14 protein-coding genes are annotated in these 15,170 nt (G+C 65.6%); 8 read left to right on the plus strand and 6 right to left on the minus strand.

Annotation, left to right across the window (positions count from 1 at the left end; genetic code table 11):
* Positions 1–183: 183 nt before the first annotated feature.
* Positions 184–897, minus strand: coding sequence for a hypothetical protein (locus AKL29_RS00845; RefSeq protein WP_028336241.1), 714 nt, complete (start codon positions 895–897; stop codon positions 184–186).
* A gap of 321 nt (positions 898–1,218) precedes the next feature.
* Between AKL29_RS00845 and AKL29_RS00850 the strand changes: the two genes are divergently transcribed.
* Positions 1,219–2,754 (plus strand): aspartate ammonia-lyase, encoded by a 1,536-nt coding sequence (locus AKL29_RS00850; RefSeq protein WP_080667182.1) that lies wholly within the window; start codon positions 1,219–1,221, stop codon positions 2,752–2,754.
* 437 nt (positions 2,755–3,191) lie between these two features.
* Here the strand turns inward: AKL29_RS00850 and AKL29_RS00855 are convergent, their stop codons facing one another.
* Positions 3,192–5,027 carry a c-type cytochrome gene (locus tag AKL29_RS00855; RefSeq protein ID WP_050382378.1) on the minus strand — a complete coding sequence of 612 codons (1,836 nt, stop codon included), beginning with the start codon at positions 5,025–5,027 and terminating at the stop codon, positions 3,192–3,194.
* A 249-nt stretch (positions 5,028–5,276) separates the two neighbouring features.
* On the opposite strand from AKL29_RS00855, the gene AKL29_RS00860 reads away from it, so the two are divergent.
* Together AKL29_RS00860 and AKL29_RS00865 are read left to right on the plus strand one after the other, a co-directional pair.
* Positions 5,277–5,957 carry an alpha/beta hydrolase family protein gene (locus tag AKL29_RS00860; protein ID WP_050382379.1) on the plus strand — a complete coding sequence of 227 codons (681 nt, stop codon included), beginning with the start codon at positions 5,277–5,279 and terminating at the stop codon, positions 5,955–5,957.
* A gap of 74 nt (positions 5,958–6,031) precedes the next feature.
* Entirely contained in the window at positions 6,032–6,763 is a 732-nt protein-coding gene (locus AKL29_RS00865) for an aspartate/glutamate racemase family protein (protein ID WP_050382380.1), read from the plus strand.
* Here the strand turns inward: AKL29_RS00865 and AKL29_RS00870 are convergent.
* Positions 6,755–7,537, minus strand: coding sequence for an SDR family oxidoreductase (locus AKL29_RS00870; RefSeq protein ID WP_028336246.1), 783 nt, complete (start codon positions 7,535–7,537; stop codon positions 6,755–6,757). The genes AKL29_RS00865 and AKL29_RS00870 overlap by 9 nt on opposite strands.
* A gap of 39 nt (positions 7,538–7,576) precedes the next feature.
* Positions 7,577–8,551, minus strand: a complete 975-nt coding sequence (locus AKL29_RS00875; protein WP_050382382.1) for a 2-dehydropantoate 2-reductase — start codon at positions 8,549–8,551, stop codon at positions 7,577–7,579.
* 179 nt (positions 8,552–8,730) lie between these two features.
* On the opposite strand from AKL29_RS00875, the gene AKL29_RS00880 reads away from it, so the two are divergent.
* On the plus strand, positions 8,731–9,528 hold the full coding sequence (locus AKL29_RS00880; protein WP_050382384.1) for an enoyl-CoA hydratase-related protein: 798 nt from the start codon (positions 8,731–8,733) through the stop codon (positions 9,526–9,528).
* 2 nt (positions 9,529–9,530) lie between these two features.
* Here the strand turns inward: AKL29_RS00880 and AKL29_RS00885 are convergent, their stop codons facing one another.
* Positions 9,531–9,794: a hypothetical protein gene (locus AKL29_RS00885; protein WP_038377750.1), complete on the minus strand. Its 264-nt coding sequence runs from the start codon at positions 9,792–9,794 to the stop codon at positions 9,531–9,533.
* A 62-nt stretch (positions 9,795–9,856) separates the two neighbouring features.
* Complete coding sequence (locus AKL29_RS00890) at positions 9,857–10,741, minus strand: LysR family transcriptional regulator (protein WP_050382385.1); 885 nt, start codon at positions 10,739–10,741, stop codon at positions 9,857–9,859.
* Between the two features lie 116 nt (positions 10,742–10,857).
* Between AKL29_RS00890 and AKL29_RS00895 the strand changes: the two genes are divergently transcribed.
* From AKL29_RS00895 to AKL29_RS00910, 4 genes are all read left to right on the plus strand, one after another.
* Complete coding sequence (locus tag AKL29_RS00895; protein WP_050382694.1) at positions 10,858–12,219, plus strand: FAD-dependent oxidoreductase; 1,362 nt, start codon at positions 10,858–10,860, stop codon at positions 12,217–12,219.
* A gap of 13 nt (positions 12,220–12,232) precedes the next feature.
* The gene (locus AKL29_RS00900) at positions 12,233–13,237 is read left to right on the plus strand and encodes an ABC transporter substrate-binding protein (RefSeq protein ID WP_050382387.1); all 1,005 of its coding nucleotides are present in this window, start codon (positions 12,233–12,235) and stop codon (positions 13,235–13,237) included.
* Positions 13,238–13,364: 127 nt separating this feature from the next.
* Entirely contained in the window at positions 13,365–14,138 is a 774-nt protein-coding gene (locus AKL29_RS00905; protein ID WP_050382388.1) for an ABC transporter ATP-binding protein, read from the plus strand.
* Positions 14,131–14,958 (plus strand): ABC transporter permease, encoded by an 828-nt coding sequence (locus AKL29_RS00910; protein WP_050382390.1) that lies wholly within the window; start codon positions 14,131–14,133, stop codon positions 14,956–14,958. Before AKL29_RS00905 ends, AKL29_RS00910 begins: the two co-directional genes overlap by 8 nt.
* Positions 14,959–15,170: the final 212 nt, after the last annotated feature.

Here is a 15,170-nt window from a genome sequence, read left to right on the forward strand (position 1 = left end):
ACTCAGGGGACCCATTACCCCAAATCTCAACTGTTGAGCGACACCGGTCCGCGATCCCGTTCATCATCGAAGACGGTGGCTATGGGTCCTGGCTTTCGCCAGGGCGACGGCGGTGGTTGCGGAGCCCCCCATCGGGTAGTTCGCAATGACGGAGGAGGCCGCAGCTGAGCTTCGCGCGCCCGCCTACGTCCGGAATTGCCGCCGATAGAGTCCGGACTCGCGGGCCATCCTGTTGGTCAGTTCCTGGGCGCGCGATGTTTCATCCGGCGTCATCGCCGCGGTCTGCGCGACCCAGTTTTCGCGCTTCACCGGGAAGCACTGCGCAACCGGCGTGCCCTTTGGCAACACGCCGTTGAAACTGGTGTCGTGCCAGCGTGCCGGGAAATGAACCCAGCTGTCGTGAAACAGATCGCAATCGACCATGCCGGTCAGCGTGGTGAACGGCAGGTCGAACCGGTTGACCGGATGCGTGAAGAACAGCGAGTAGCCCGGCGGCGCCTCGATGGTCCACAGATTGACGAACTTGATGACGAAGCGGTCGGGCTCGAACAGCGGCGAGCCGACCACCTGGCTTTCGTCGTGGAAGCCGACCGGCGAGCGCGGGAATTCGAGCGCGCCGCCGGCCGGAAGGTCGTTGTCCCAAGTGATCGCGCCATTCTCGACCTTGAGATCGCAGATCAGCGGCAACAGGAAACCCGATGTCATCGCATCGACGAATGGCGGGCAACGCTTGACGGTATCCTCTTCGCGATTGCTCATCGTATTGAAGGCCTGCGTCGGCATCGCCTTGAGCCATCCGGGAAGCCCCAACGACGCAGGCATCGGCGGCGGAATCTTGCCCTCGAGCTCCGCCGGGCAGCGGAATTTGATGGTGATCGCTTCGTTGTTGTTGGACACGGCTTTGGTCCTTGGTTCGTTCAGTGTCGGCGGCGCCCTTGCGCCAGTCGATGCTCGTCTAGCACGCGACGACGGGGCGGAGAAAGCAGCCGCATCAATCGCGAAGCGAGCCGCGATATCGAGCTATAAGTTGTTGTTATCATGACGGATAAGGCAAAGCCCTTAATCTCCCGGTTCGGCGCGCGCCAATACTGCTTTTCCGCGTCCCTCCGCTCGCCGGTGTGCAAGACTCTGCCGATAGGCATTGGCTTTCGACGCCCGCGGGGCGCATCATGGCCGGCGTCGCTGACGACACGATCTGCGTGAGGTAACGGAGCTACCATGGCCGAATCGAAGGTTGAGACCGCCAACGCTGCAGCTGCCGCGTCCCCCTCCGGCGAGAGCGGCGGCCCCAGCCAGCTCGCGGTCGCGACCGTCCGCACCGTGCCGATCGAGCAGGCGCAGTCCCGCACCGAGCACGATCTGCTCGGCGAGGACGATGTGCCGGCCAATGCGCTGTGGGGCATTCATACCAAGCGCGCGGTGATGAACTTTCCGATCACCGGCGTGCCGGTCGGGCACTTCCCGGAATTCGTCCGCGCGCTGGCGCTGGTGAAGCAGGCCGCCGCGCGCGCCAACAAGCGGCTCGGCTATCTCGCACCGGAGAAGGCGGATGCGATCGAGGCCGCCTGCACCCGGATTGCGACCGAAAAGGTCTATGCCGAATCCTTCGTCGTCGACGCGATCCAGGGCGGCGCCGGCACGTCGACCAACATGAACGCCAATGAGGTGATCGCCAACGTCGCGCTGCGGCTGATGGGGCGCAAACCGGGCGACTATCACGCGCTGCATCCGAACGACGACGTCAACATGGCGCAGTCGACCAACGATGCTTATCCGACCGCGCTGCGGCTCGCGGTGATCTTCGCCACCCAGCCGCTGGTGCGCGCGCTGGACGATCTCGCCTACTCCCTCAAGGGCAAGGCGGTGGAGTTCGCCGACGTGTTGAAGATGGGGCGGACCCAGCTTCAGGATGCGGTGCCGATGACGCTCGGCCAGGAATTCGACGCCTTCCACGTGACCGTGAAGGAGGACGTCGCGCGCCTGAACGAGATTTCCGCGCTGTTCCGCGAGGTCAATCTCGGCGCCACCGCGATCGGCACCGGCATCAATGCCGATCCGCGCTATGCGGCGCTCGCGGTCGAGGAATTGTCGCGGCTGTCCGGCCAGCCGATGGTGCTTGCCTCCAACCTGATCGAGGCGACGTCCGATCTCGGCGCCTTCGTGCTGTTTTCCGGCGTGCTCAAGCGCGTCGCGGTCAAGCTGTCCAAGATCTGCAACGACCTGCGGCTGCTGTCGTCCGGGCCGCGCACCGGCATCGGCGAAATCCGCCTGCCGGCGGTGCAGGCCGGCTCGTCGATCATGCCCGGCAAGGTCAATCCTGTCATTCCAGAAGTGGTCAACCAGGTGGCATTCCTGGTGATCGGGCACGACCTCACGGTCACGATGTGCGCCGAAGGTGGCCAGTTGCAGCTCAACGCGTTCGAGCCGACCATCGGCTATTGCGTCTTGAGCTCGCTGCGCATGCTGACGGCGGCGGTCGATACGCTGACCAAGCGTTGCGTCGACGGCATCGAGGCCGATCGCGAGCGTTGCCGCAGCCTGGTGCAGGGCTCGATCGGCCTGATCACGGCGCTGGCGCCGTCGCTCGGCTATGAGGCCTCATCGCGCGTGGCGCGCCGTGCGCTCAAGGAGAACCGCTCGGTCGCCGACATCGTGCTGGAGGAAAAGCTGCTGACCGAGGCGCAGCTCAACCAGCTGCTCGAGCTCGAGGCCATGACCCGCCCGGCGCGCCGGCAGCCGGTGCCGAAGAGTTGAAGGACAGCCGCTGTTGGCGAGGACATCAGCCGACACGGAGGATGTGCAGTATTCTGTCCGCAAACTCAGTTCACCTCTCCCGCTTGCGGGTCGAGACGAGCGAAGCTCGCTCTTAGGGGGTGGGGTGAGGGGCTCTCTCGGCCAGGCGGTGCGAGTTGCGAGACCTGTACCCCCTCGCCCGGATCGCATCTTGCGATGCGATCCGACCTCTCCCCGCAAGCGGCAGGGCAATCGCATTTGGAATGAACCGATTCTTCCGCGCCGTCATGGCCGGGCTTGTCCCGGCCATCTACGTCTTTTCTTTGCGTGGAGACGAAGACGTGGATGCCCGGGACAAGCCCGGGCATGACGAGTTTGTGGGAACTCCGATTGCCTCAAACGGCCATATGCGATTGCCCTCCCCGCGCGCGGGAGAGGGGGCGCAGTCCCTTCGGGGCCTACAGCGTCTTGATGAACTCGATCAGGGCGCGGCGTTCGTCTTCCTTCAGCTCGGGCCCGATCACGCCGGTGCGCTTCTCGTTGGAGAATTCGTGGCCGGAATTGCCGTTGCCGCGCTTGGTGGTGTCGAGCATGAAGGCGTTCTTGATCTTGTCCTTCCAGGCATAGCCGAGATCCTTGGGATCATACTCCCGGCTGCCGAGATAGAAGGTTGCGGGACGATCCTTCACCGGCGACAGCAGTGCGTAGATGGTCGGGACCGAGCCGTTGTGCAGATAGGGCGGGGTCGCCCAGATGCCGTTGAGCGGCCGGACCTTGTAGGCGAGCGGCGCCTGGATCTCGTTCGGCCGGTAGCCGTTGATGCGCTTGCGATCTTCCGGCGGGGTCTTGTTCTGGTCGTACCAATAGTCGACGGTCTTCTCGACGAGATCGCCGAGCGCCGGACCGAAACTGCCGTCCTTGATGTTGAGATTGGCCGGGGTCTCGACGGTGCGGTGCGCGAGGCCCTCGGCCTGCGCGCTGTCGGTGCCGATATGGCTGATCGGAATCATCTCGACGTCGAGCAGCGGCTGGCCGGCCTCGTTCCTGGTCCAGCGCTTCTTGTCCTTGAACAGCGCAAAGGCTTCGCTCGCGGGCAGCGCCTTGCTGTCGATCGCCGGGCCGTGGCAGCCCTGGCAATGCGTCTTGTAGAGCTCGCCGCCCTTCTTCGCGAGATCCATGTTGATCGGCGGCAGGATGTTCTCCGGCCATTTCGGCGACGCCAGTCCGCCAAAACCCTTGTCCTCGCTGGGCGGCTCGCCGGCGATCATCCGCTCCATCTCGTGCAGCACGTCGATCCGCGCGCTCGATTTGTAAAGTCCCTTGGACTCGTCGAGCAGGTTGAGCTCGGCGCTGACGCCGAGCGCCTCGCCGGCGTTGCGCACCATCGGCTGCATGATCGAGCCGTCATATTGCACCCAGCTGAACCATGGCGCGTTCCAGATCCGCGGGAAATGCACCGGCGCCGAATGCGAGGCGTAGTTGTTCGGGTTGTTCAGATCGATCGAGAACACCTGATTGCCGATCCGGTTCAGCGCGTCGAGCCGCGCATAGCCTTCCTCGACGCTGTTGGCGGCGACCTTGTTCTCCAGCGAATTGATGTTGGCGTATTGCTTCAGCACGAGGTCGAGCTGCCCGCGCAGCGCCATGCGCTCGTCGAGGCTGGCGTCCTTGCCGAGGATCTCGTCGGCAAAGCGCGAGAAGCGCCCCGGCCAGAACCGCGTCAGCAGCAGCGAGACGCCGACGCTCTTCTGGAATTCGAACAGATTGGTGTTGGCCGGCCCGCCGTCGATCACGATCTCGGTGCCGCGATAGCTGAAGCTGCCGGTGTGGCAGGCGGCGCAGGTCAGGCCGACGCCGGTCATGTCCGCCTTGCTGTGCGGATTGCGCCACGGCGCGCCGTTGGCATCGGCCATCGGGCCGCCCTGCGCGAAGCCGATCGGCAGCGCATCGGGTTTGCCCGGAATCACCGTGTCGGGAATAAAGCCGAAGCGGCCGAGATAATTGGTCTCGCTGAGTCGCGGCGCCGCGGTGAACAGCGGCCAGACCGTCGGCTGCTCCAGCGCCACGAACCATTCATGGGGAATGCCGAAGGTCCGTGTGCCCTGGTCGGCGTGATAGAACCAGCGCAGCCGCTCCGCGCTGACATTCTGATCCAGCCACACCGTCTTTGCCGGCGGCTGGTAGTCGACGACCTTGACGCGGAAGCCGCTCGCCACCGTCTCGATATCGTCCTTGAAATAGAGGACGCCGGCGACAATCAACAGTCCGATGACGAATATCGTCTTGCGAGGCATGCCCCGTTCCCCCAGTTCGCGGTACTCGCGCGTGATATGGATGAGATGTTAAAATTCGCCGAAAAACGAGTTCGCGTTAAGCGTGTGATGCTGTGTGCGCCATCCTACAGTGGCGGCGCTTGGTCTAACAACGGAAATGTTGATTGGCTGTGAGCCAGTTCACTTGCGGCGTTCCCTCCGCGGCGGCATTTGCGCGCATCGAGGCCAGCGGCTAGAAACGACGGCGCAACAATTCTTCGAGATGTCATCTTGAACACGTCAGGCGCGCAGCCGCTCACGATCACGGTCTCGAACCACGGCACGGTGTCCGCGCTGCTGCTGCGGCCGGCGCAGGCTCGTAGCGCCTATGTGTTTGCCCATGGCGCCGGCGCCGGCATGACGCATCCCTCGATGGCCGCGATTGCGGAGGGCCTGGCGGAGCGCGGCATCGCGACATTGCGCTATCAGTTTCCCTACATGGAGAAGGGCAGCAAGCGGCCCGATCCGCCCGCCGTCGCGCAGGCAACGGTGCGTGCCGCGGTGGCGGAGGCCGCGCGTCATTGCGGCGAACTGCCGCTGTTCGCCGGCGGCAAGTCGTTCGGCGGACGCATGACCTCGCAGGCACAGGCCAAGGCGCCGCTCGCCGGCGTGCGCGGGTTGGTGTTTCTCGGCTTTCCGCTGCATCCCGCCGGCAAGCCGTCGAGCGAGCGGGCCAAGCATCTCGCCGAGGTCGAGGTCCCGATGCTGTTCCTGCAGGGCACGCGCGATGCGCTGGCCGAGCTCGACCTGCTCGAGCCCGCGGTGAAGGGGTTGAGTCATTGCGCGACGCTGCATCTGGTGCAGGAGGCCGACCACTCCTTCCATGTCCTCAAGCGATCCGGCCGCAGCGACCGCGAGGTGATGGCCGAGGTGCTCGACGCCTTCGCGGCCTGGGTGGCGAAGCATGCGTAAGCAGGCCGGCTTTGCCGCCCTGTGACACCGTCCCGGATTGCGCTCCGCTCCATCCGGGCTACTAATCTCGGCACATGACCAGGATCCTGATCGTCAATCCCAACACCACCGCGTCGATGACCGCGACCATCGCGGCCGCGGCGCAAGCGGTGGCCGCGCCGGGCACCGAGATCGTCGCCGTCACATCTGCGATGGGACCGGCCTCGATCGAAGGCTTCTATGACGAGGCCTTCGCCGTTCCCGGGCTGATCGAGGCGCTGCTGAAGACGCCCGATGCCGATGCCGGCATCGTCGCATGTTTCGACGACACCGGGTTGGATGTCGCGCGGTCGGCGGCGCGCTATCCGGTGGTCGGGATCTGCGAGGCGGCGCTGGTCACCGCCGGGCAGATCGCCAAGCGCATCGGCATCGTCACCACGCTGCCGCGTTCGATCGTGCCGCTCGAGGAACTGGTGCGCCGCTACGGCTTTGCCGACCGCGCCGTGGTCACCGCCTGCGACGTCGCGGTGCTCGATTTCGAGAAGCCGGGCTCGGGCGCCAAGGCCAAGCTGGAGGCCGAGATCGCGCGAGCGCTCGACAAGGGCGCCGACGCAATCGTGCTCGGCTGCGCCGGCATGGCCGACCTTGCCCATGAGCTGTCGGTGCAATTCGGCGTGCCTGTGGTCGACGGCGTGGCCGCTGCGGTGAAGCAGGCGGAAGCGCTTGCCGGCCTCAAGCTCACGACGTCGCGTCGCGGTGCTTACGCGTCGCCCGCGGCCAAGGCCTATTCCGGCCTGCTGGAGAAATTTGCGCCGCGGTCAGCCTGACGCCGCCCCGCCATAGATCCGGTCGCGCAGGCGGCGCATGCCGGACAGCCAGCGCTCGCGATTGGTGACCTTGCGCTGCATGTATTCCTGCACCTGCGGATGCGAGAGAATCAGGAAGCGCTCCTCGGCCATCGCCTCGATCACCATGCGCGCGACCTCGCCCGGCTGCAGCACGCCGTCGACGCGCGCGGCACTCGGGCCCGGCGTCGTCATGCCCGTCTGCACCGATTGCGGACAGAGCACGGAGACACGGATGCCGCGATCGCCATACTGGATGGCGAGATGCTCGGCGAGCGCGACCGCGGCGTTCTTGGTCACGCCGTAAGGCATCGAGTTCAGCGAGGCCAATAGCCCCGCGGCGGATGCGGTGTTGATGAGATAGCCGGAGCCGCGCGCGAGCATGCCGGGCACCAGCGCGCGCGCCGCGAACACGTGGCTCATCACATGCACGCGCCAGCTCACGTCCCAGTCGGCATCGGAGGCGGCCTCCTGTCCCTTGCGCGAGAGCCCGGCATTGGAGAAGAACACGTCGACCGGGCCATATTTGTCCTCGGCCGCGGCGATCAGCGCCTTGATGTCCTCCTCGAGCCCGACATCGGCGGTGACGGCGAGGCCGTCGATATCGCCGGCGACGCTCGCGAGCCGATCGCGCGAGGTCTTGAGATCGGCGACCACGACGCCGCGAGCACCGGCGTCCGCATAGGCCCGCGCCACTGCTTCGCCGATCCCGCTCGCGCCGCCGGTGACGACGCAGACCTTGTCCTTGACTTGCATGGTTCGATGTCCCTGCTTGTTATGTGGTGGGCCGGATTGTCAGCCCTGATACAGGCGCTTGTCACGCGCCTTCTGGATCGCGAGCGCGGCCATCAGGTCGAGCATCGGGGTCGAAATGGCGGCCGCGCGGGCGAATGCCGCCGGTGCGCGCACCAGCACATCGATCTCCATGGCGCGCCCGAGTTCGTAATCCTGCAGGATCGACGGCTTGTGGTCCGGCGCCGGCCCGCTGCGGGTGACGCGCTTGACCTCTGGAATGTAGTGTGTCGCCACCGCGTTGGCCTCGTCGAGCAGGCGCGGGATCACGTCCTGCATGTCAGGATCGTCGCGGACGCCGCGCGCGGTCAGCCCGGTCAGCAGGCAGAGCACCGACATCGACATGTTGGTCAAGAGCTTCGACCAGATCGTCTCGCGGATCTGCTTGACCTCGGGCGATTCGATCGCGGCGTCGTTGAGCGCCGCACGCAGGGTGGCGATGCGCTCGCTCTGCCGATCGTCGCATTCACCGATCAAGAGGCGGTTGCGGTCCGGCGACAGGTTCGCGACGATGCCGGGCGCGACCACCTCGTTGGAGGAAAAGATCACGCCGCCGATGATCCGCTCCTTCGGGACGGTGCTGCGCAAATGCCCGCCGGGATCGAGGAAGCCGAGATCGGGAATCTGAGGATGCTGCGGCGGCAGGCCGAGATCGTACCACCAGGGAATGCCGTTCTGCGCGAACACGATTGACGTGTCGCGCTGAAGCAGCGGCGGCAGCCCGGTTGCGAGCGCGCCGATGCCGGTCGCCTTCAGCGTGCTGATGACGATGTCTTGCGGTCCCAGATCGGCAGGATCGGCTGAGGCCTTCACCTTGGCGGTGATGCTGCTATCGCCGACCTTCAGCGTCAGTCCGCTGGTCTTCACCGCGTCGAGATGCGGCCCGCGCATCACGCAGGCCACATCGTGGCCGGCGCGCGCGAGCCGGACCGCGAAGTGGCTGCCGACGGCGCCCGCGCCGAAAATGCAAATACGCATGAGTGGAACAATTCTCCGCAACGTGCCCCGTCAGTTTCCACAAGCGCGGGGCATCGCGCAACCCGTCATGCGCGTGGTGCGGTCGTGCGCGCCCGAAAGTGATGGATCAAGGCGCCTGCTCTCGCCATAGTGCAAGGCTCGTACAAGATAACAGCAATGCCGAACGAGGGAGCAACGTCATGTCGGCCAGCCCAGTCCTGTGGAGCCTCGATGCACGCGGGGTCGCGACCGTCACGCTGAATCGTCCCGAGGTCAACAATGCCTATGACGGCGCGCTGATCGCGGGCGTGCTGGCCGCGATCGACGATCTCTCGACCAAACCGGTGCGCGTCGTCGTGTTGAAGGGCAACGGCAAGCATTTCCAGGCCGGCGCCGACCTGAAATGGATCAACGGCGTGCGGCCGAAATCGTCGGAGGAGAACGAGGTGGCGTCGCGCGCCACCTTCGAGGCGGTGCAGCGTCTCAACACGTTGCCGGTCCCGACCGTCGCGCTGGTGCAGGGCGGCTGCTTTGGCGGCGGCACCGGCGTGATCTCGGCCTGCGATATCGTGATCGCGGCCGACAATGCGCTGTTCTCGATCACCGAGGTGCGCTGGGGTCTGACCGCGGCGATCATCATCCCGCAGCTCTGCGACGCGATCGGCGTCCGCCAGGTGCGCCGCTACGCGCTGACCGGCGAACGGTTCGGCGCCGAGGATGCCCGCCGCATCGGCCTCGTCCATGAGGTGGTGCCATCAGCCGAGCTCGACAGCGTCGCCGCCAAGGTCGTCGAGCAGCTGCTCGGCAATGCGCCGGATGCGATGGCCGAGACAAAGAAGCTCGCGATGGAAAGCTCGTTCGGCGGCATGGGCGTGGACGATGACGCTTACAAACGCCTCGTTCATCTGCATTCGGCCAAGCGGCAGACCGCGGAAGCTGCCGAAGGGCTTGCATCCTTCGCCGAGAAGCGCGCCGGCCGGTGGGGTGGCGGCGCGTAGGCTCAGCAGCCGCGGCAGATGCCGCGCATGCTGCGATAGACCTCTTCGTCGTCACGGCGCATCAGCTGCAGCTGATCGAAGGTCTTCGATTCGCTCGACCGCGTCACCGGCGGCTCGGGCTTGCGCTTCGCCGCAAGTTCCTGCTCTTGCCGATGGTAGCAGGCCTCGCGCTCCGCCTTGGCCTCAATGAAGCGGCAGGTCTCGATCGCCGCCGCGGGCGTCGCAACGATGATGAGACCAAACGACACTGAGATCGGGAGTTTCAAGCGGGCGATCCTTTCGCGTCCTTGTCTCAGGTCGGCATGCCAACGGCAAGGCCGGCGTCGCATCACAGCGGCTGCGACAGCGATTTTTTCAATGTCTTCAGCAGCGCCTGCACCGCGGCGGCATCGATGCGGCGCTCGGGAACGGCGGCCTTGACCCACAATTCCGGGATCGGAAAGTCGGTGAGTACCGGTTGCAACGCGCCGTCGCGCAGCGCGTCCGCGACCAGATAATGCGAGAGCAGCGCAACGCCGTTGCCGGCGATCGCGCTTTGCGTCAGCACGCGGCCTTCGTTCGAAGAGAGAATCGCGCGGACCTGGATATTGATGCGGCCGCGCGGTCCCTCGAACGGCCATTCCGGTCCGGTCGGCAGGAAGCTGAGGCAGCGATGATCGACCAGGTCGCGCGGATGCTTCGGTATGCCGTGCGTCTTCAGATAGGCCGGTGAGGCGCACACGAGGCGCGGCAGCCGGCACAAAGGCTCGTCGACCACACCGCCAAAGGAATGCGGGAAGGCGCCGATCGCGAGGTCGAAACCTTCGGTCACCGGATCGACCGGACGATCGATCATCACGATCTCGAGCTTCACGCTTCCGTTCTGCTTCTGGAAAATCGTGAAGGCGTCGGCGAGCCGCGCCACCGTCAGCGAGGTCGGCGCCTTGACGCGCAGATGATCGGACAGATCGCGCTGCTTCTCGCCCATCCGCGACAAGAGATCGCCGACATCGGCAACCACGCCGCGGGCGCGATGCACATATTGCTGCCCGGCCTCGGTCAGCCGCAACTGGCGGGTCGAGCGGTGGAACAGCGCGGTGCCGATCCGCTCCTCGAGCTGGGTGACGCGCTTGGCGACGACGGAAGTCGCGACATTGAGCTTGCGCGCAGCGGCAGAGAAGCCGCCGGCATCGGCGGTGGCGAGGAAGGCTTCGAGATTGACCAGCGTATCCATCTGCCTTGCTCGAGCCTTTCTCGATTCGCGAAAGCTGATTACATAATTTAGTGGATTGTACTGCAATATGCATCAATTCATAGTTGGCCCAATCAACTTTGTTCAGGGCGGAAATGATGCGAGCGAGCACGATCGAAGAGCCTGCGCGGCAGGTCCCGGTCTATGGCGAATATGACGTGGTGGTGCTTGGCGGCGGACCGGCCGGCATCGCGGCAGCGGTCGGCGCGGCACGTGCCGGACGGCGGACGCTCCTGATCGAGCGTTACGGATTTCTCGGCGGCATGGGCACCGCAGCCGGCGTGACCAACTTCTGCGGACTGCACGCCAACATCTTCGGCGAGATGCACCGCGTGGTGCAGGGTATCGCCTCCGACCTCTTGGCGCGGATCGACCGGCTCGGCGGGCTGAACGCGCCGCATCTGATCCTCGGCAAGATCCTTGCGCAGGCCTACGACACCGCGGCCTACAAGATCGCAGCCGACGATCTGCTCGCGCATCACAAGGTCGACATCCTGTTCCACGCGCTCGGCGCCGGCGTCGTCATGGATGGCGCGCATATCCGTGCGCTGATGGTGGAAACCAAGGCCGGCCGGCAGGCGGTGCGCGCCAGCATCTTCATCGATTGCTCCGGTGACGGCGATCTCGCGGTGTGGGCCGGCGCGCCCCATGAGGTCGGCGATAATGCGGGCGGCATGCTCTACCCCTCGATGATGTTCCGCCTCAACGGCATCGATCCGGCGAAGGCCGGCGATGCGTGGCGCACCATCCCGGCGCTGATGGCTGAGGCCGAGGCGGCCGGCACCCACTCATTCCCGCGCAAGTCGGCGATCGTGCGGCCGCAGAAATCGCAGATCGAATGGCGAGTGAATTTCACGCAGGTGACGCGGAGCGATGGCGGCGCCATTTCCGGTATTGATCCTGATGACATGACGCGCGGCGAGATCGAGGGCCGCCGCCAGGCGGTCGAGGCGTTCAAGTTCCTGCGCACGGTGCCGGGCTTCGAGCATTCCTACATCGTCGATCTGCCGCCGCAGCTCGGCATCCGCGAGACGCGGCGTGTGATCGGCGGCTACATGCTGTCAGGCGAGGACGTGCTGGGCTGCGCCTCGTTCGAGGATTCGATCGGCGTCAATGGCTGGCCGAAGGAATCCCATGTGCCGGGCGATGTGATCTTCGAGTTTCCGCCGATCCCGGAGAGCCGCGGCTATAACGAGCTGCCGTACCGCATGCTGGTACCGGAGGGCGTCGACAATCTCCTGGTCGCCGGTCGTTGCGCCTCGATGACCCATGAGGGGCAATCGGCGGCGCGCGTCTCCGGCGCCTGCTTTGTGATGGGCGAGGCGGCGGGAACCGCAGCCGCGCTCGCGCTGTCGGGCAATACGATTCCGCGCGACATTTCCGTCGAAAAGTTGCAACAACAGCTCAGCATACAGGGCGCTTTCATCGGCCGCGATCAGGCCGTGCCTGCAGGATTGTAAGCGGAGGACGGCAATGAAGGGTTGGGCGCGGCTCGCACTCGCGGGTCTCCTGGTGTGGGCCGCGAGCGGTCTCGCGCGGGCCGACGATCTCCTGAAGGCGAAGATCGGCGTGCTGCGGCTATCGTCCTCGGCGCCGGTGTTCATCGCGCAGGACAAGGGCTATTTCCGCGACGCCGGTCTCGACGTCGAGCTCAAATTCTTCGACGCGGCGCAGCCGATCGCGGTTGCGACCGCGTCGGGCGATGTCGACTTCGGCATCACCGCCGTCACCGCGGGGCTCTATAATCTCGCCGGCAAGGGCACGCTGAAGGTGATCGGCGGCATGAGCCGCGAGAAGGCCGGCTATCCCCTGATCGGCTATTTCGCCAGCAACAACGCCTACGCCGCCGGTCTCAAGACCCCGAAGGATCTCGCCGGCAAGCGCGTCGCGGTGACCCAGGTCGGCTCCAGCTTTCACTATTCGCTCGGCCTGCTGGCCGATAAATACGGCTTCAAGCTGTCCGAGGTGAAGGTGGTGCCGCTGCAGTCGCTGTCGAACGCGGCCGCGGCGCTGAAGGGCGAAACCGTCGACGCCGCGCTGCTGCCGGTCTCGACCGCGCGGACGCTGATGGATTCCAACGGCGCGAAATTGCTTGGCTGGGTCGGCGACGAGACGCCGTGGCAACTGGGGGCCATCTTCGCGTCGCCGAAGGCGCTGACCAACGCACCGCTGGTGACCAGGCTGCTCACCGCGCTCACCCGTGCCGACCACGAATATCACGACGTGATCCTGACTGCGATCAAGGACGGCGTGGCGCCGATCAACGACAAAACCAAACCGCTGCTCGAGATCATCGCCAAATACACCAACCTGCCGGTCGCGCAGGTGGTCGGCAATTGCGCCTATATCGATCCCGACGGCAAGCTCGACGTGAAGAACCTCGACAACCAGATCAAATGGCTGCAGGGGCAGGGCTTTGTCGACAAGGGTTTCGATGCCAATGCGATCATTGCCAAGGACTATGTGAAGGCGGATTGATGTCGAGCCGTAACGAACCGTCATTGCGAGCGAAGCGAAGCAATCCATCGCGCCACATATGCGGATGGATGGATTGCTTCGTCGCTTCGCTCCTCGCAATGACGAGCTCCATTGCGAGTGACGCACCATGGACCTGATCGCCGACCATATCAGCCATCGCTTCGGCGCACTCGACGTGCTCGACGATGTCTCCTTCACGGTCCGCGCCGGCGAGATTGTCGCGATCGTCGGTCCGTCCGGCTGCGGCAAGAGCACGCTGCTGTCGATCCTCGGCGGCCTGCTGCGGCCGGCTGCAGGCGCGGCCGAGCTGCGCGGCGCAGCGGCGGCTGATAGCCTCAATCCGCTGACCTTCGTGTTCCAGGACTTTGCGTTGCTGCCGTGGAATACGGTCGAGGAGAATGTCGCGTTTCCGTTGTTGCATACGGGCTTGAGTGCCGGCGAGCGCCGGGCTGTGATCGACGATGCGCTGCGCCGCACCGGGCTGTCGGATTTTCGCGCGGCCTATCCCAAGCAGCTGTCCGGCGGCATGCGCCAGCGTGTCGGCATTGCGCGGGCGCTCGCGGTTCGACCCGCGATCCTGCTGATGGACGAGCCGCTGTCGGCGCTGGATTCGCAGACCCGCGAGCTCCTGATGGAGGATTTCGTGCGCTTGCTCGCCGACGGATCGATGGGCGCGGTCTATGTCACGCATAATCTCGAGGAGGCGGTGCGGCTCGCCGATCGCGTCGTGGTGCTGTCGCGCCGCCCCGGCCGGATCCGGGAAATCGTGACCATCCCGATGACGCGCGCCGAGCGCGGCACGACGGATGCGCGCGGGCCGATGGCCGCGCTACAGGGTGAGCTGTGGTCGCTGATCCGGAAGGAGGCGATCGATGCCGAGCGCGAGGTCCAGCATGCTTGACCGCGCGCCGCGGGAAGCGAAAGACCAATCGGCGGAGGCGACGCGCCCGGTCGCGTTTCGCGGCGCCGGCTTTATCCCCGGCGGCAGCCGCCATGCCGGCTGGATCGCGCTCGCGCTTGTGATCGCGGTCTGGCAGCTCGCCGGCAGCGCAGGGTGGGTGAACCCGCTGTTCCTGCCGGCGCCGTCTGCGATCGCTGTCGCGATCTACAAGCTCGCGATGTCGGGCGCGCTGTGGCAGCACTTGTCGTGGTCCATCATGCGGATCGGCACCGGCTGGCTCATCGGCACGGCCGCCGGCGTCGTCGTCGGCTTCGCGATCGGGCTGTCGACCATGGCGCGCGGCGTCGGCATCACATTCATCTCGGCGCTGTTTCCGATTCCGAAGATCGCGCTGCTGCCGTTGCTCATTCTGTGGCTCGGGATCGGCGAGGAGCCGAAGATCGCGACCATTGCGCTTGGCGTGTTCTTCTCGACCGCGATCTCGGTCTATAGCGGCGTCGATGCGGTACCGCGCAACCTGATCTGGATGGCGCAGAGCTTCAACGTGCCGTTCCACGCCATCGTGCGCCGCGTGATCTGGCCGGGCGCGCTGCCCTCGATCCTCGCCGGCTTCCGCATCACCGCGTCGGTCGCACTGCTGCTCGTCGTCAGCGCCGAGATGATCGGCGCGCAATACGGCATCGGCGCCTTCGTGCTGCAGGCCGGCAATCTGATGCAGACCGATCAGCTGCTCGCCGGCGTCGTGATCCTGTCGCTGTTCGGGCTTGCGGTGGGGAAGCTGATCAATTTGCTCGAGACGCGGTTGCTGCACTGGCGGTGAAGGCAACCTGCCGGCCCGCAACACCACTGTCGTCCCGGCGCAGGCCGGGACCCATAACCACAGGGCGTGATTGTTAGAACAGGCTGGGGCCGCAGCGTCTTTAACCAACCGAGCGCGGTGGTTATGGGTCCCGGCCTTCGCCGGGACGACGAAACTTACGCGCTCCCCCTGTCCCGGCGAAACGGGTCGCGCTTCGCTTGCCCGGGACGACG

It is taken from the genome of Bradyrhizobium pachyrhizi (assembly GCF_001189245.1).
Lineage (GTDB): Bacteria > Pseudomonadota > Alphaproteobacteria > Rhizobiales > Xanthobacteraceae > Bradyrhizobium > Bradyrhizobium pachyrhizi.